The sequence below is a fragment of the Paenibacillus sp. FSL R7-0210 genome (genome assembly GCF_038009085.1).
In the GTDB taxonomy this organism is placed as follows: domain Bacteria; phylum Bacillota; class Bacilli; order Paenibacillales; family Paenibacillaceae; genus Paenibacillus_AQ; species Paenibacillus_AQ silagei.
Genome location: NZ_JBBPAR010000002.1, coordinates 44,752 through 61,604 on the forward strand (window position 1 = coordinate 44,752; position 16,853 = coordinate 61,604).

At 54.1% G+C, this 16,853-nt stretch carries 12 protein-coding genes; 7 read left to right on the forward strand and 5 right to left on the reverse strand.

What is annotated here, in order from left to right:
* Nucleotides 1-64 precede the first annotated feature (64 nt).
* Genes MKY64_RS33035 through MKY64_RS33045 form a run of 3 tightly spaced genes read right to left on the reverse strand, consistent with a single transcriptional unit; the run spans nt 65 to nt 1,791 of the window.
* The gene (locus tag MKY64_RS33035; protein ID WP_340958309.1) at nt 65-703 is read right to left on the reverse strand and encodes a hypothetical protein; all 639 of its coding nucleotides are present in this window, start codon (nt 701-703) and stop codon (nt 65-67) included.
* Nucleotides 700-1,209 (reverse strand): flavodoxin family protein, encoded by a 510-nt coding sequence (locus MKY64_RS33040; protein ID WP_340958310.1) that lies wholly within the window; start codon nt 1,207-1,209, stop codon nt 700-702. Before MKY64_RS33040 ends, MKY64_RS33035 begins: the two co-directional genes overlap by 4 nt.
* Nucleotides 1,210-1,221: 12 nt before the next feature.
* Entirely contained in the window at nt 1,222-1,791 is a 570-nt protein-coding gene (locus MKY64_RS33045) for a TetR/AcrR family transcriptional regulator (protein ID WP_340958312.1), read from the reverse strand.
* A 204-nt stretch (nt 1,792-1,995) separates the two neighbouring features.
* On the opposite strand from MKY64_RS33045, the gene MKY64_RS33050 reads away from it, so the two are divergent.
* Nucleotides 1,996-3,012, forward strand: coding sequence for a ketoacyl-ACP synthase III (locus MKY64_RS33050; RefSeq protein ID WP_340958313.1), 1,017 nt, complete (start codon nt 1,996-1,998; stop codon nt 3,010-3,012).
* A 240-nt stretch (nt 3,013-3,252) separates the two neighbouring features.
* Here the strand turns inward: MKY64_RS33050 and MKY64_RS33055 are convergent, their stop codons facing one another.
* On the reverse strand, nt 3,253-4,278 hold the full coding sequence (locus tag MKY64_RS33055) for a LacI family DNA-binding transcriptional regulator (protein WP_340958360.1): 1,026 nt from the start codon (nt 4,276-4,278) through the stop codon (nt 3,253-3,255).
* Between the two features lie 315 nt (nt 4,279-4,593).
* Between MKY64_RS33055 and MKY64_RS33060 the strand changes: the two genes are divergently transcribed.
* On the forward strand, nt 4,594-9,747 hold the full coding sequence (locus MKY64_RS33060) for a carbohydrate binding domain-containing protein (RefSeq protein WP_339251009.1): 5,154 nt from the start codon (nt 4,594-4,596) through the stop codon (nt 9,745-9,747).
* 260 nt (nt 9,748-10,007) lie between these two features.
* Here MKY64_RS33060 and MKY64_RS33065 read toward each other — a convergent pair whose 3' ends face one another.
* Nucleotides 10,008-10,562, reverse strand: coding sequence for a GbsR/MarR family transcriptional regulator (locus MKY64_RS33065; RefSeq protein WP_036732568.1), 555 nt, complete (start codon nt 10,560-10,562; stop codon nt 10,008-10,010).
* A gap of 255 nt (nt 10,563-10,817) precedes the next feature.
* On the opposite strand from MKY64_RS33065, the gene MKY64_RS33070 reads away from it, so the two are divergent.
* The 5 genes from MKY64_RS33070 (at nt 10,818) to MKY64_RS33090 (ending at nt 16,795) form a co-directional block, all read left to right on the forward strand.
* Entirely contained in the window at nt 10,818-12,017 is a 1,200-nt protein-coding gene (locus MKY64_RS33070) for a quaternary amine ABC transporter ATP-binding protein (RefSeq protein ID WP_036732571.1), read from the forward strand.
* Nucleotides 12,014-12,850, forward strand: a complete 837-nt coding sequence (locus MKY64_RS33075; RefSeq protein WP_036732574.1) for an ABC transporter permease — start codon at nt 12,014-12,016, stop codon at nt 12,848-12,850. Before MKY64_RS33070 ends, MKY64_RS33075 begins: the two co-directional genes overlap by 4 nt.
* Nucleotides 12,851-12,865: 15 nt before the next feature.
* A complete protein-coding gene (locus tag MKY64_RS33080) occupies nt 12,866-13,753 on the forward strand; it encodes a glycine betaine ABC transporter substrate-binding protein (RefSeq protein ID WP_339251006.1) in 888 nt (295 codons plus the stop codon).
* A 208-nt stretch (nt 13,754-13,961) separates the two neighbouring features.
* On the forward strand, nt 13,962-14,576 hold the full coding sequence (locus tag MKY64_RS33085) for a TVP38/TMEM64 family protein (RefSeq protein WP_339251004.1): 615 nt from the start codon (nt 13,962-13,964) through the stop codon (nt 14,574-14,576).
* Between the two features lie 671 nt (nt 14,577-15,247).
* Nucleotides 15,248-16,795, forward strand: coding sequence for a response regulator transcription factor (locus tag MKY64_RS33090; protein ID WP_340958315.1), 1,548 nt, complete (start codon nt 15,248-15,250; stop codon nt 16,793-16,795).
* The last annotated feature ends 58 nt before the right edge of the window (nt 16,796-16,853 follow it).

Genomic DNA, 16,853 nt, shown 5'->3' on the forward strand with positions numbered 1-16,853 from the left:
CACTTGTACCTTAATCGGGTACGGCAGCCCCCCACCGCCAGTATGCAATTAGTTACAGTATTCGTTACATCCGCCGCCGCAGATCCTTCGGCTTCAGTCCGTTCTCCCTGGCTGTGCGGTGCCAGAAGGAACGGGTGGAATAGAATTTCCAGGCAAAGCGGGGGAAGTTCGGGCTGAAGAGCAGGGATTCCCCGGCGCTTCTGGACTGGATGCTCTCGGCCAGGCTATGCATGGCACGGCCCAGATTCTTCAGCGGCCCCCGGCCCAGAGGCACCTTATCCAGGGAGCCCAGCATTTCCCCGGCGCCTTGGCCTATGGCTTGCCCGAAGTGAACACCGGCGCGCGCGCACCAATTCTTAAGGATCTCCACCGCAATGTGGTTCTGCTGTCCCTCGTAGAAGCCGTTGTTAATCAACGCATAGACGTAAATCTCCCGTTCGCGCTCGGTCTTCAAATATCCTTCCAGGGTAACCAGCAGCTGGAACAAGTGTGACGGAATTCCGTCATAATACAGGGGGAAGGCCAGAACCAGCACATCCATGCGGCATAGCTCGCTGTATTCTTCAGGAGTGAGCGGTCTTTTATTCGGCGTATAGGGGTGCAGTTCGTTCCCGTCCGCAATCAGCGGCTCGAGCATGGACAGCAGTATGCCCGAGTTGCTGCCGTTTGGCTTGGGGCTGCCGTTAATCAGCGCGATGTTCATTGGAGGGCCTCCTTAATGTGCTGCGGGCTGGTGTGGAAATAGACGTTGTTCTCTGACGAATACAGATTCAGGCCGTTTGCCGCGACCAGCATTCGGGCCGTATGCTGCTCACCCTCCGTAAGGTCATTGCCATAGAAATGTACGGATAATGTGAACTGGTGCTTATAGCGGGGCCGGTGATGTGTCTCCCCGTGTGTGGTGACAAAATAGGGCAGCATGTAGGAGAGGCTCCGGTTCAGCACATTCAGCACAAAGGGGCTATAGCTGCCGTACATACATTTACTGATGATCATGAGCTCATCGCTGCGGGAGAACAACTCCCCCAGATTGTCGTAGCCATCTCTCTTAATGACGCATGTCCCGGGAGTCCGGGTCCAGCAGCCGAAGCAGCCCATGCACGAACGGATCGCACCCCTATCCGAGATGACCGTTACTTCCTCTTGCGCCGTATCCCCCAGCCAGCCCGCGAATTCTTGCTCCTGCAGATCGTGTATGATCGTTCTCAAGACTTCATCTCCCTAAAAGATAGATTTAAGCTCCAGCAGATCGCGCCAGTTGCCCGAATAACGCACTCCGTTATTAGTAAGCAAAGCCGTAATTCCATGCACCATGGACCAGAGTGTAACTAGGTGCTTGGTGAATTCTGACTCCGGCAGCCCGCTGCTGCGGAACACTTCATAGACCGTTGTCCGGAATAGGGCAAATGGCGGATAGCTGTCAGAATCGTAGTTGTCCAGATCAATAAGGATGCCTGAATGGTAGAACAGAAACTGGAAATACTGTGGATGCTCTATGAAAAAATCAATATAGGCCTGCCCCAGCAGAATAATCGTATCAGGGTTCCCCTCCTGGCCTTGAACCGAGGCATGCAGAGTGTCCATAAACTGGCTCGTGACATGCTCCCCCATGGCGGCTACCAGTTCATCTATATTTTTAAAATGGCTGTAGGGGGCGGTATGGCTGACTGCACATTCGGCGGCTACTTTGCGCAGGGAAAAGCTATTCATGCCGTCCAAGTTAATCAGCCTGATGCCAGCTTCGATCAGCTGGTTGCGTAAATTGCCGCGGTGGTAAGGTTTATCTTTCAAGGTATGCATTCTTCCTTTCATACTTGCCTGTCATCTTAACATTGTAAAGATTGTAGCATGTGTTTGTGATCTTTACAATGTTAAGATGTGATTGCTGCTGGGCGATTCCGGGTATACATTTTGCAAAATAGTCAGGAGCAGGTTATAATTAGTACCAAGTACTAATATCAGATACTAATAAAATCAAAAGCTGAGGTGGATCTAATGACAGGTGCAAAAATAACAGCGATCGGATCTTACGTGCCGGCCCGCAGACTTACGAATCAGGATCTGGAGCAGATGGTGGATACCAATGATGAGTGGATTGTGCAGCGGACGGGTATCCGGGAGCGCAGAATCAGCCGCGCGGATGAATATACCAGTGATCTGTGTGCAGCTGCCGTCCGGGATATGATGAAGCGTTATGGCAAAAGTGTGCAGGATGTCGATATGGTGCTTGTGGCGACCAGCACGCCAGACTTCTCTTTTCCATCTGTAGCGTCCATTGTGCAGAATACCCTTGGTATTCCGCTGACTGCGGGAGCGATCGATCTGAGCGCTGCCTGCGCCGGATTCGTATATGCTCTGCATACGGCTCACGCGCTGGTGTCTTCGGGACTGCATCATAAGGTGCTGGTCATCGGTGCCGATACGCTATCCAAGATCACAGATTATACGGACCGCAGTACCTGCATTCTGTTCGGGGATGGAGCAGGGGCTGTGCTGGTGGAGCGCAGCGGGAGCGGGGCGCAGGACGACTTCATGGGATACCATCTCGGGAGTGACGGAAGCGGAGCGCAGCATGTCTATCGCACAGGGCTGGCGGAGAAGGTGAACGGAGTGGAGCTCTCCGGGACAGGGCTACTGGTGCAAAATGGCCGGGAAGTATTCAAGTGGGCGGTCCGTACGGTTCCGCAGGGAGTACAGCAGGTGCTGAAGAACGCCGGAGCAGATATTGCGGAAGTAGACTGGTTCATCCCGCACAGCGCCAATCTGCGGATGATTGAACCCATCTGTGAACGGCTGAACTATCCTCTGGAGCAGGCATTATACAGTCTTGAAGCCTTCGGTAATACCTCGGCAGCCAGTATCCCGCTTGCGCTGGATCTGGGCATCCGCGAAGGGAAAGTGCGCAGCGGCCAGCAGGTGTTGCTGTACGGTTTCGGTGCGGGTCTTACCCATGCGGGCCAACTGGTCAGACTGTCGCTGGACCCTCAGGTAGCCGAGCCTGCTCCGCTGTAATGCGGTCAGGATAGAGAGCATGGACAGGCTAATTCGGGGGCCAAGCCGAAAAATGGTCCCCAAAACCAGAAAAACGGTGCCTTGAAGCTGCCCGATAAATGAGCGATTATAGTATCGAAAGCGTTCTCAGGTAGTTGCGGAATGCAGCCAAGCTATTGTTGTGGCTGGAGGGGAGGGATTGAAGGGTAGATCCGGGAAAGGCAGAAGTTCAGCGTTACGGCGATCCAGTGGTTTAGGCGTTCAGCGGTTCAAGCGGTTCAGCCCGCTGCCGCAGGATTCACGGACGATCAGCGCCGGTTCAACTACAAATGAGCCGCCTTCAGACTGGTTATTGATGAGATCGAACAGCATATGGGCGGCGAGCACACCCAGGCGTTCCTTGTTCTGGCGGATGGTAGTCAGCGTAGGGCTGGTATACTGGCAGGCCTCGATATCGTCACAGCCGATGATGGCTACATCCTCGGGAACACGCAGACCCTGCTCCTTCAAGGCGCGGACTGCGCCGAGGGCGAGGAGATCGGAGGCGGCGAAGACCGCTTTTGGCAAATCTCCCGATGCAATTAACGAGTTCATTGCTGCATACCCGCTGGGCTCGAAGAAATCATCACCATGCACGAACCACTTAGGATTCATGACCAGGCCGAAGCCGGCAATGGCTCTGACATACCCTGCTTCGCGCCGGTTGGAGATATCCGAATCCGCTCTGCTGCCTATGAAACCAAGCTCCCGGTGTCCGAGCAGGTAGAAATGCTCCACCACTTTGGAAGCAATCTGGTAATTGTCTGACATGACATAGCCGGATTTCCTGCCGGTCAGCTCCAGGTCAACGCCGATGCAGGGAATATGGCTCCGGTCGAGTTCCTGTATCGCAGGCTCCATCTGTTCTCCCGAGATAATGACACAGCCGTCCACATGGAAATGCAGGCAACGCGAGTAGTAATCGCCGCTGTTAATGAACTTCTCATTCGAGAAGAAAATCAGATCATACCCCAGAACCCCCATCTGCTTCTTGAACGAATTCAGCACCTCAACAAAAAAAGGATGGGTAAATTCCACATTTAGCTCACCGGCAAAAATAACCCCGATCAGATTCGATTTCTTGGTAGCCAGCGTCTTGGCGGAGCTTGAGGGGGTATATCCGGTTTGTTCGATGATTTCGAGCACTCTTCGTTTCGTTTTTTCGGAAACATCGCTGTAATTGTTCATGATTTTGGAGACAGTCGATACAGAGACCCCGGCCATTTCGGCGATTTTTTTGATATTCATTTGCATGGCTATGCTCACCCCCGCTTCATAGTTATAACAGGGCCAAAAGACGGGTATGCCAGGGTTTCTCAAGGCTACTGACCGTTCACTTGGACACTCTCTGCTGTCAAACAGCAGTCCTTTCTAGAGTCTATTCAACTTGCCGAAACAAGTCAAAGGTTAATTGCGTTTAGAGGAATGGCACGGAGAAAATCGAAACCGATTTCGGTCAGAGGGCTTGAGGGTACTTTAGATTGAGCTGAGAGCAACTTGAAGGCAGCGGGGCGATGGAAATGCGGTAAGAGGAGACTCTAATCCTGAGGAGGCATACACGGAATGAAAAGAAATATATCAGCGTTGTTAGCGGCCGCTGTCATCGTTACGGGACTTCTATCGCCGCTGGGCAGCGGCGGGGCTGAGGCGAAGTCTGTTCAGAGCAGACTGACAGCGTCTGCGGAGACCACAGCCGCCTTGCAGAGCGGGAGCTTGGCTGCCAATGATTTGAAAGCGTTTACCGATGTAAAAGAGGGCAGCTGGGCGGCATATGCGGTGCAGCGCTGGAGCCGCAGCGGGGTGATCTCCGGCTACGGGGACGGCAGCTTCCGGCCGGAGCAGCAGGTCACCCGGGCAGAATTTACGGCAATCGTCAACCGTATATTTGGCTATAAGGATATGGCGGCTGTGCTTCCGGCGGATATCCCGGCGGCGGCCTGGTACAAGGACGATATCGCCAAAGCGGTAGCAGCGGGGTATCTGAGTGCAGACGCACATCAGCGAATCGAACCTGCGGCTCCGCTGAAACGCGGGGAGGCGGTCCTTGCGCTTCAGCGGATACTGAGGCTGGAGACTGAGCGTCAAGCCAAGGGCATGTACAGCGACCTGGCGGGAGCCGATAGTGCAGTTAGCGCTGCGGCGGATGCTTTTACGGCAGCCGGTTATATGCAGGGCTATCCCGGAGGCTTATTCAAGCCGGACGGGAGGATCACCCGTGCCGAGCTGGCGAAGCTGGCGGATACACTGGTGCCGGAGCTGCGCTCCGCCGCCGGGGAAGTGAAGCTGGGCAAGGTGAAGGGCAATGTGGTGCTGAGCCATGAGGATATTACACTGAGGGACACTATCATAGAAGGAAATCTCTATCTTACCGAGGGGATCGGGGAAGGAGTGATCCGGCTTCAGGGGGTGCAGGTTACCGGCACAACCTATATTCGCGGCGGTGGCGGGCAGGGCGTAAGCCTTACGGACAGCAGCCTTGGGGCCGTGCAGGTGGCGAAGCCGAAGGGCAGTGTCCGCATCGTTGCCAGCGGGACAACATCCGCGGGAACGGTACATCTTGATTCCGGTGCTATCCTTGAAGAAGCTGCGCTTACCGGGGAGGGATTCGCTGGTGTTGTCCTCCCGGCAGGTGAGCAGACGGTCACTCTTATTGGCAATTATGGGGTTGTATCCACCGCTGATGCGGCCGGAGGCAACCTCACGCTGAGCTTGTCAGGCAAGCTATCCAAGCTGATCTGGGGCACTCCCGGCAAGCTGGTGCTGATGAATCAGGCGCAGGTGGCTGAGCTGCTCCTTACAGCCGGTGCCCGGGGCACTACAATTACAGGCAGCGGCAGCTTCGGTACTGTGCTGAATCAGGCCGAGGCTGTCACGGCCGGGGGCATTGCTCTCATGCCAGGCAGCCGCAGCAATCTCAATCTGGCCTCGCCGCAGGCCAGCCAGCCGCCTGTGGCCGCCGGTGGCGGAGTGACAGCGACGGCTACACCGGAGCCGACACCAATACCGACACCGGAGGTTACGCCAGAGCCGACACCAATACCGACACCGGAGGTTACGCCAGAGCCGACGCCAATACCGACACCAGAGGTTACGCCGGAGCCGACACCAATACCGACACCGGAGGTTACGCCAGAGCCGACACCAATACCGACACCGGAACCAACCCCAACGCCGACACCAACACTAAGTCCAACACCCACACCAGCGCCAACCACTGATCCGTGGAGTCTGGTGTGGAATGATGAATTCGATGACAATGCCATTGATCCTGCGAAGTGGACCTATGATCTCGGAGACGGCACCGCTGTCGGGAATCCGGGCTGGGGCAATAATGAGCTGGAGTATTACACCAATGATCCGAAGAATGTGAAAGAGCAGGACGGTAAGCTAATCATTACCGCACATAAGGAAGCAGTAGGCGGCAAGCCGTACACTTCCACCAGAATTAAGACCAATGGCTTGTACAGCAAAATGTACGGAAAATTCGAGATCCGGGCGAAAGCTCCGGCTGGCAAGGGGCTGTGGCCGGCGATCTGGATGCTGCCGGAGAATTATGTGTACGGCAATTGGGCGGCCTCCGGGGAGCTGGATATTATGGAAGGCTGGGGCAGCCGTCCGAATGTGGTTGCCGGAACGATCCATTATGGTTCCCAGTGGCCGGATAATGTCTATTCCGGCAAGGAGTATGTATTGCCTGGCAGTTCCACCATTGAAGAGTTCCACACCTACTCCATTGAGTGGGAGCCGGGAGAGATCCGCTGGTATGTGGACGGGGTGCTGTTCTCGACCAAGAATGACTGGTACAGCAAAAGCAGCGGACAGCCGGCTATCAACGCGTATCCGGCACCGTTCAACCAGAAGTTCCACCTGCTGATGAATCTGGCAGTCGGCGGCAACTTTGACGGTAACCCTACGGATGAGACCGTATTTCCGAGTTCCATGGAGATTGACTATGTCAGAATCTATGAGCTGACTGGACGCGAATACCGGCAGCCGGTACCGGTGGAGCTGGCGAAGGAGCCTTATCTGGAGGGAGCGAAGCCGCCGCTGGCAGACGGGAACTTCATTTATAACAGCGGGTTCACGGAGCAGGTAGAAGGAGATCCCGGGATGGGCATCCCGAATACAGCCCACTGGGTACTCTACACAGATGAAGGCGCAGATGCGGCTCTATCTCTGGAGCAGGCCGGCGGCGTGAATCTGCTCAAGGTAAACATCTTGAAGCCGGGCGGCAACTCTTATTCGATCCAGCCGCAGGCGATTGTGTCGCTGGCAAAGGGCAGATTCTACAAGCTAAGCTTCGATGCCAGAACGGATACGACCCGCGAGCTGACCGCCCGGCTGACAGGTGGCGCATCGCTTGGCTTCCCGTCTTATTCTCCAGCGTTCAAGGCAGCGCTGACCCCGCAGCTTCAGCATTACGAGACGATGTTCCAGATGAAGGAGAGCTCGGACAATGCCGCGCGGATCGAGTTCAATCTGGGGACCAATGCTTCCCCGGTATGGCTTGGCAATGCACGGCTTGAAGAGATCAGCAGCATTCCCTTCGATCATGACAGCGCCAAGGCGCCGCTCGGCAGCGGCAACCACCTCTACAACGGCAGCTTTGATCTGGGAGAACCGGACCGGATGAGCTATTGGCATATTGCTGCTTCAGGAGGTGCGGAGGTTACTCCGCGGGTTGAGGCTGACGGCCGCCTGAAGCTGGACATTACAGACGCAGACACCGGCGGCAGCGAGGTTACGCTGCAACAGAAGGGAATCTTCCTGGTGCAAGGCCAGGATTACAAGCTGACCTTCGAGGCCGATAGCTTCTCCGCAAGGACAGCTGTAGTCGAACTGCAAGGCAATGACGGCGTAGTCTATGCTTCGGAGCCGGTTCAGCTGAATGCAGGACATCAGCAGGTTGAAGCGCTGTTCAAGAATCTCGCGGGGGCCACGGATCATCTTGGACGATTCGTACTGCGGCTTGACGGGACAGCAGGAAGGGTCCTTCTGGATCAATTCGTGCTGGTACGCACCAGCTCCTATTATGATCCTGATCTGACATATTACCCGCTTTTGAACGGGGATTTCAGCTTCGGGCTTACGAGCTGGGAGCGGCTGCTGACAGAAGACGGCGGCCAGAGCACTGCCGCTGCGGTGGATGGAGCAGCCAAATTCAGCATTACGAATACCGGCAATCAGGCGTATTCGGTGATGCTTTTCCAGAATAACCTCAAGGCAGCGGCGGGCCTCGATTATGTGGTTGAATTCGATGCCAGTGCCAGCGTGGCCCGGCAGATGAATGTGAAGGCAGAGAATGCGAGCTATTCCCCTTCCATCGATAAGACGGTGGAGCTGACACCAGAGATGAAGCATTACCGGTTCGAATTCCGGCAGGGGGCGAATGATATGCTCTCGCTGAAATTCCTGCTTGGCAAGGTAGGGGGTGTGAGCGTTCCGCAAAGTCATGATATCATCATCGACAATGTGCGATTCGAGATCAAGGACGCCCCGGCGAAGCCGCAGGAGCTGCTCGCAGATTCCACAGCCAACCGGGTATCACAGCCGATTGAGCTGACCTTCATCCCGAAAGCAGAATGGTCCGGCAGCATTAAGTCCGTTAAGGTGAATGGCGTTACGCTTGCGGCGGAGCTGTACGATGTAGGGCCGGGAGCAATCACAATTCAGCCTGCGGCCTTCCCGGCAGAGGGAAGCTATAACATTACCGTGGAAGCCGAAGGGTACGTCAATGCTAGTGTGGCTCAGACTATACTGGCGAATGATAACAATCTGGTCGTCAACGGATCATTCACCGGCGGCATCTCGGGCTGGTCCACCTGGTCCGGTGAAGGTGGAGTCTCGTCCTTCCAAGTGGTGAACGGAGCAGCGGAGGTGCTGATCACGGCGGCCGGGTCACAAGCCTGGCACACCCAGCTCTATCAGGAGAAAATCCCGCTGGAAGCTGGCGCAACCTATGAGCTGAGCTTCAGAGCGAAATCTACCGTTCCCCGGCAGATTATCGTGGAATATAGCGGAACCTCTGCCCAGGCGGCTCAGGCGAAGTTCGACATTACAGCCACATGGGCGACTTACAGCACTCAGTTCAGTGTGACGAACGCCAATCCGCTGAAGCTGAACTATCTGATCGGCGCCACGCTGGGTGAAGATAAAACGGCGAACCATACGGCGCATACGATTTCTTTTGATGATATCGTGCTTAGAAAGGTAACAGACGGACCGGACACCGAGCCTGCCAGCGGGACACTGGATAACGGCACATTCGATGCGCAGCCTGCCCTTAAAGGCTGGACCCAGTACTTCGAGAGCACCGGAAATGCCGCAGTCCAGAATGGGGAGCTTGAGGTGTCGCTGGGCTTCACGGGCTCTGCCAACTACGCCGCTCAGGTAGATTACAGAGATTTGAAGCTGACTCAGGGTAAAAGCTATACCTTGGCCTTCAGCGCCCGTTCGGATATCAACCGGCAGATTGAAGTAGCAGTCGAGCATTTCGGAGGAGATTATACGAAATATTTGCAGACAACCGCCGCTTCTTTAACGGGCGAAATGCAGCGCTTCAGCTACACCTTCACCATGAACGGCGGAACGGATGCAGGGGTTCATCTGGTCTTTCTGCTGGGGCTGAATCCCGGAAACAGCGCAGAGACGAATGCGGCTATCGAAGCAGGCAATCATATCTACATCGATGATGTCAGTCTGATCGAGAACCCGTAAGCTAACGAAAGAACGCACCATGGCATGTGACAACGGCCGTGATCCTTGAATTCAAGGGTCGCGGCCGTTTTGATACTTATATGGGATCAAATGAAAGTAAAAAACAGCATACATTGTGCTCAAACGCAGGCGATGGCCCGAATGTATGCGGAAAACAACATACATTGTGCTCAAACGTAGGCGATGGCTCAAATGTATGTGGAAAACAACATACAGCCTTTTCAGCATGAGCAGAATAGTTTGAACGCCAATAGCTGATATTATTCTTTAGGGATTAATTCAAAAATCTTGCCGGTCTCCAGCGCTTCGATCAGCTTCAGCAGCCAGCGGTAATATTTAATGGCTTCTTCAATCTTGAGCTCGTCGGTGTGGAGCAGGCGCGATAGGTCGGGCTCGTCCGCGTAATCAATTTTCATTTGCCGGATTTCGGCGAGTGATTTGTTAAGGGCGGTCATATTCCCTTCAACTGCTTTTCTCCATTTAATAGAGAAGTAATCGCTGAAGTTCTGATGCCAGTCGGGAACCACCTCGAACAGATCCTTGCGGGTGCCCTTGCCCCAGACTTTATCGATCATCTTCAAATCAAGCAGTGTACGTACTCCAGTACTCATGGAGGTCTTACTCATGCCCATGGTGCTGCTTAGCTCATCCAGTGTAACCGGGCCCTCATTAAAGTACATGTAACCGTATAAATGCCCGATGGACAGGGTGATGCCGTATAAATCCATATTTTTGCCGATAGAGTCGATGACCCGTTCACGGGCTTTGCTGATTTTTTCTATTTGCTCGGGCAAAAGCCCCTCTAAATCGTTCATGATGTCCCTCCTGAGGAATAGGCTGACATTCTGCATGTCTCTCCTAGTGTATTGTAATCAAATCTCCGGCAAGAAGTAAAGAATTCATCCGGAACGGAATCCGGCGTTAAACAGAGTATTCTATACGTAAAGTACGTAAAGTTAAAACTGTACACTCAATTCTTAGCGAATATGAGCTTTGCGTATTTTTTCGTAAGTCCGTTACACTAGGTCAGTAGCGTTAACCCGAAAGTAAAAGGAGAGAAGGAGGTCAACATGGCAATTATAGAGGTGAAACAGTTAACCAAAGTATTCGGTCATGATGCAGCACGGGCGCTTCCATTATTAGAACAAGGCTGGTCCAAAGAAAAGATCGCCCGGGAAGCCAAGCTGACGGTCGGTGTGAATAAAGCCGAATTCAGCATTGAAGAGGGAGAAATATTTGTCATTATGGGATTGTCGGGCAGTGGTAAATCCACGCTCGTCCGTCTGTTGAACCGGCTGATTGAGCCTACCGGAGGACAGGTGCTGTTCAAGGGTAAGGATGTTGTCAAGATGAATCCGGAGCAGCTTCGGGAATTCCGGCGGAAGAATATCGGCATGGTCTTTCAAAAGTTCGCGCTGTTCCCGCACCGCAGTGTGCTGGCTAACGCAGAATACGGACTGGAAGTCCAGGGCGTGGAGAAAAGCAAACGAACCCGGCTGGCCATGGAGGCTCTTGAGCTTGTAGGGCTGAAGGGCTGGGAGAACCACCGCCCGGATCAGCTCAGCGGAGGCATGCAGCAGCGTGTCGGCCTGGCGCGCGGTCTGGCCAATGATCCTGACATTCTGCTGATGGATGAAGCCTTCAGTGCGCTTGATCCGCTGATCCGCAAGGATATGCAGCAGGAATTGCTGGAGCTGCAATCCAGAGTGAAGAAGACGATTGTCTTCATCACGCATGATCTGGATGAAGCGCTGCGGATCGGGGACCGTATTGCCCTGATGAAGGACGGGGTCATTGTCCAGATCGGATCGCCGGAAGAAATTCTGATTCAGCCTGCGAACAAATATGTGGAACGCTTCGTGGAGGATGTGGATCTGTCCAAAGTATTGACCGCTTCCCATGTGATGCGCCAGCCGGAGATGATCCGCCCGGAACGCGGTCCCCGGGTAGCCCTGCAGCTCATGCGGGACAGCGGGGTCTCCAGCCTGTATGTCGCAGATAATGAGATGCGGCTGCAAGGTCTGCTGACAGCGGATAATGCCTCACAGGCCTTGAAGGAGAACCGCAGTATTCTGGATGTGATGCTGCGCGACATTCCCCGGGTTCAGCCGGATACCCTGCTGAATGATCTGTTCGAGCTGATGTCGGAGACGCATCTGCCCGTTGCTGTAGTGGGGGAAGGCGAGAAGCTGAAGGGCATTGTTATCAAAGGGGCCGTGTTGTCTGCCCTGGCCGGTAACGCGGTTCCTGAAGGAGGAATTGGTTCATGAATTTACCTAAAATACCGCTCGGAAAGGGCGTAGAATGGATTGAAAATTGGCTCACGACCTACTTCGGCCCTATATTTGATATCATTCATGCTGTGATTGGCGGAATGGTGAGCGGGATTGATGCGGCGCTGAATTTCCTGCCCGCAATGGTGCTGACCCTTCTGATCGCAGCTCTGGCCTACTGGATCGGCAAATGGCGGATGGCGCTGTTTGCGGTGGTCGGACTGCTCCTGATTGACAATCTTGGATTGTGGGGACCGTCGATGCAGTCGCTGGCCCTGGTACTGACAGCCTCTCTGCTGGCTGTAGTGATCGGGGTTCCGCTCGGAGTGCTGTGTGCACAGAGCCGGACTTTCCAGAACATTGCCACCCCTATCTTAGACTTCATGCAGACGATGCCGGCGTTCGTATATCTGCTTCCAGCCGTGTCGTTCTTCTCGCTGGGTGTTGTTCCCGGCGTCATTGCTTCTATTATATTTGCTATTCCGCCAACGATCCGGTTAACGAACCTGGGGATTCGCCAGGTCTCACCGGAGCTGGTGGAAGCGGCGGATGCCTTCGGTTCAACCGCAGGGCAAAAGCTGTTCAAGCTGCAATTGCCGATCGCGCTCCCGACCATTATGGCCGGGATTAACCAGACGATTATGCTCTCGCTGTCTATGGTCGTCATCTCGTCCATGATCGGTGCCCAGGGTGTAGGTGCCTATGTATACCGTGCAGTATCACAGGCGAAGACGGGTGCGGGCTTCGAGGCGGGGATTGCGATTGTTATTATTGCCATTCTGCTGGATCGTCTGACCCAGAAGCTCTTCAAATCCAAACCACAAGAATAGGAGTGTATGATTAATATGAAAAGAATCCAATCGATAAAGCGCAAACCGCTAATGATGCTCATGCTGCTGATGGCAGTAATTCTGGTAGCAGGTTGTTCGTCCAATAATAACAATAGTACGGTGAAGCTGGCTTATGTGGCCTGGGATTCCGAGATCGCCAGTACTAACGTAGTCAAGGAAGTGCTGGAAACGAAGCTCGGCGTGAAGGTGGAGATGCTGCAGGTCGATGCCGGACCGATGTGGGCCGGGATTGCTGACGGAAGCGCAGATGCCATGGTAGCCGCCTGGCTGCCAAGCACGCATGCCTCTTATCTGGAGAAATACGGCAAGGACATTGAGGATGCCGGTGTGAATCTGGATGGAACGAAGACCGGGCTTGCCGTTCCCGCCTATATGGAGATCAACTCCATTGAAGATCTGAATAATGCAGAAGTAGCGGCAACGCTCGATAAGCGGATTATCGGAATTGAGCCGGGGGCCGGAATTATGACGGCCACGGAAAAAGCGCTCGAAGCCTACGGCTTGAGCGATTATACGCTGCTGGAGAGCTCGTCGGCGGCAATGGCGCAGGAGCTGCAGAAGGCTTTTGACAAGAATGAACCAATTGTAGTCACTGGCTGGACTCCGCACTGGATGTTCGCCAACATGGACCTCAAGTACCTGGACGATCCGAAGAATGTCTACGGCGGTGCCGAGCAGATTCATACGATGGTCCGCTCAGGTCTGAAGGAAGATATGCCTGATGTGCACAAGTTCCTGAGCCAATTCAAATGGACTGCAGAGGATATGGAGCAGGTTATGGTCAAGATTCAGGGCGGACAATCGCCTGAAGAAGCGGCCAAGGAATGGGTAGAGAGTAATGAAGCCAAGGTTAATGAGTGGACGGCTGGTATCTCTGCTTAAGTGAACTCTGTAGGGTTCAGTGATCTGGCGGCGATGACCGATGTGTGCTATGATGGGAGAAAATAAGCAACAATTCTGTAACTTGTACGCTGATGTCGCAGAATCTATAGTTAGATGTTCAATAAACACCCCGCAAGGGGTGTTTTTCTTCAACATTAATGAGCGGTTCCTTTACATGCTGCTAAGAGTCAGGGAAGGAGAGCGCTCTATGACCGAGATCATCAATGCCTGGATTGACTGGCTGCTGCAAAGTCTGGGACTTAGCGGCCCGTATATTGTTTTTGCTACCTTTCCGCTCGCCGTGCTGCAAAGCTTGTTCGGATTTTTCCCCCTGGCGATTCTGATTGTGCTGCATGTCTCTGTATTCGAAGTGATCGGCGGGATGGCTGTCAGCTGGCTGGCCTGCAACCTGGGCGCGGTAATTGTCTATTTTCTCTTCCGGCGCTATCTCTTCGACTGGTTCGACCGCAAATGGGGCTACAAGCTCAAGAAGTATGAGAAATGGCAGACCTATCTGGACCGTTACGGCATCTGGACCCTGGTGCTGCTGCGTACGATTCCGATTGTGCCCAGCAATATCATCAATCTGATGTCAGCCGTGTCTCCGATGAAGCCGGCGGCTTTTGTCTGGGGGACGGTGCTCGGCAATCTGTCTTTTATCTGGCTGTTCGGTACGCTCAGCTCCTCGCTCATTGTCCCGCGTGAGGACTGGAATGGTTTTCTGTTGTGGTATGGCGTATTTATGCTGATTCTGCTTGCTATCTTTGTCCGGCTGCATTGGGGGCATCTTCAGGAGGATAAGCGCAAACGGGCGGGGCATTAGAAGAACGTTGCTGCGGTGTGGTGCCGCGGGGAGGTTCTTTTTTTTGTGGATTAGGAAATTATGATTTGCGTCCGATGTGGATAAGTTGTGCATAAAGTTGGGGGTAAGTGTCTTGGAGCATCGGCAGGATGACTATATTCTGGGCCAGTAATAGGAATGACTTCTCTGATTTCACCGAACAGCCGGATATGGTCGAAAAACCGACCACATTCGGTGCGGTAGAGGCGTGTGGGCCGGATATGGTCGAAAACCGACCACATTCGGTGCGGCAGAGGCGTGGGGCGATATGGTCGAAAACCGACTACATTCGGTGCGGCAGAGGCGTGTGGGCTGGATATGGTCGGAAAACCGACTACATTCGGTGCGGCAGAGGCGTGTGGGCCGAATGTGGTCGAAAAACCGATCACAATGGGGATGCCGCAGGCATTTTGTTCTCGTATGGGAAGGAAAGTTTGCCGAATGTAGGTGAAAAACCGAATACAATAGGCCGTTAAGAAGGTAAGTTGATAACAGGGAAGTCTACAGCCAGATCATACTGGCTGCGGACTTCCCTGTTTCGTTTAAAGAAAGCCTCGCTTAAGTTAACATTCACATGATTGAACTTGTATGTTAGCATTACTTGTAATTCTATTACTTACCAAATTTAGATGATTGAGAGGGGAGCGGAGCTCATGCTGAAAGTCATGATTGTGGACGATGAACCCTGGGTTCTGGAAGGACTCCGGACGATGGTGAACTGGGAGAAAGCCGGATTCGAGGTATGCGCTGAAGCGCTTAGTGCCGGGGAGGCCCTGCGGCTGATCCGGGAGCACAGGCCGGATCTGCTGCTGACGGATATCAATCTTCCGGTGATGAGCGGCTTGGAGCTGATTGCGGCGGTGAAGGAAACGGTAGACCCGCCGCCCCGGTTCGTGATCCTGAGCGGATATGACGATTTCAACTATGCCCGGACTGCGCTGCGCCACAAGGTGGACGGCTACCTGCTGAAGCCGGTGGATGATGAGGAGATCGAGGAACTGCTCGGGAAGATCCGAGCTATTATCCATTATGAAACCGCTTCCAGACTAGAGGAACGGAAGAAGCATAATATTCTGGTGCATAATCTGATCAGCCGTTGTGTCCAGGGGGATTGGAGTCAGGAGCTGGAACACGCCGCCTACGGTCTGCTGGGGCTTCAGCCTGATACAGAGCTGCAATGCATTCTTGCTGCTGCCATTTCAGGTTCAGGTACGGTGAGCCTGAATGAAGGGGATACCGAAGGCTTCCCGGATCACCTGGGCTATGTGTTCCAGGACCCGGCCGGAAGGGCCGGGCTTCTGATTCGCTCAGCCGGACTGTCCACGGAAGCGCTGGAGGCAGCAGCTGCTCAGGTGCAGAAGGTGCAGTCAGCGAAGCTGGGGGTACCGGTGGCTGTAATGATCAGCGGCCGGGGGCAAGGCCTGCGCGCGGTCCAGGAGCTGTACACCCAGACGCTTGAGGTCTGGGGGCTTAAATACCGGAAGGAGCGGGGCGGAATTTTCTACTACAATGATCTGCGTACGGCCCGCTTGTCTCCCGGTTTCACTGACGGGCACTTTACGCGTGTGCTGGATGAGGTGAAGGAAGGCGTGCCTGAGAGAATCCGGGCTGCTGCCAGGGAAGCCTTCGCAGCCATGACCGCTAAGAGGGTGAGTATTGACGCTGCACAGGCTGAGGTAGCCCATCTGGAGATGACCTTATGCCGGAGTATTGCTGAGATGCAGGGAGACCCCGACCAGATCATGTGTGCGATGCACAAGGAGTACGGCAACATGGGCGGGCTCAGGGACTATTACAAGCTCAGCCTGTATGTGGACCGGCTCTGCCTGGAGACCGCAGCGTACCTCACCGAGCTGCGGGCCCATAACGAGGGGAACACCATCTATAATGTTATTCAATATGTAGATCTGGAATTCCGCAGCAAGCTGCAGCTCCAGGATCTCGCCAGGCAGTTCCACATGAATTCTGCCTATCTGGGCCAGTTGTTCCGCAAGGAGACGGGGCGCAGCTTCAGCGATTATCTGAATGAGAAGCGGATCGAAGCGGCCAAAAGCCTGCTCAAGCGCACCCAGCTCAAGATATCGGATATCGCGGTGCAGGTGGGCTTTTCCAATACCGATTATTTCATCGACAAGTTCAAGAATAAGGTGGGTTCATCACCATCAGTGTACAAGAATGCCCACAACAATAAACAGCTCTAATACAACCCCACAAAGTGGGGCTTTGGCTTCGAAGGTTACTCAGGTACTATGCGGGGAC

Excerpts from the sequence above, each read along its gene's own strand:
- MKY64_RS33035 (WP_340958309.1), bottom strand. The coding sequence starts at position 703 with ATGAACATCGCGCTGATTAACGGCAGCCCCAAGCCAAACGGCAGCAAC.
- MKY64_RS33050 (WP_340958313.1), top strand. The coding sequence starts at position 1,996 with ATGACAGGTGCAAAAATAACAGCGATCGGATCTTACGTGCCGGCCCGC.
- MKY64_RS33055 (WP_340958360.1), bottom strand. The coding sequence starts at position 4,278 with ATGAATATCAAAAAAATCGCCGAAATGGCCGGGGTCTCTGTATCGACT.
- MKY64_RS33060 (WP_339251009.1), top strand. The coding sequence starts at position 4,594 with ATGAAAAGAAATATATCAGCGTTGTTAGCGGCCGCTGTCATCGTTACG.
- MKY64_RS33065 (WP_036732568.1), bottom strand. The coding sequence starts at position 10,562 with ATGAACGATTTAGAGGGGCTTTTGCCCGAGCAAATAGAAAAAATCAGC.
- MKY64_RS33070 (WP_036732571.1), top strand. The coding sequence starts at position 10,818 with ATGGCAATTATAGAGGTGAAACAGTTAACCAAAGTATTCGGTCATGAT.
- MKY64_RS33075 (WP_036732574.1), top strand. The coding sequence starts at position 12,014 with ATGAATTTACCTAAAATACCGCTCGGAAAGGGCGTAGAATGGATTGAA.
- MKY64_RS33080 (WP_339251006.1), top strand. The coding sequence starts at position 12,866 with ATGAAAAGAATCCAATCGATAAAGCGCAAACCGCTAATGATGCTCATG.
- MKY64_RS33085 (WP_339251004.1), top strand. The coding sequence starts at position 13,962 with ATGACCGAGATCATCAATGCCTGGATTGACTGGCTGCTGCAAAGTCTG.
- MKY64_RS33090 (WP_340958315.1), top strand. The coding sequence starts at position 15,248 with ATGCTGAAAGTCATGATTGTGGACGATGAACCCTGGGTTCTGGAAGGA.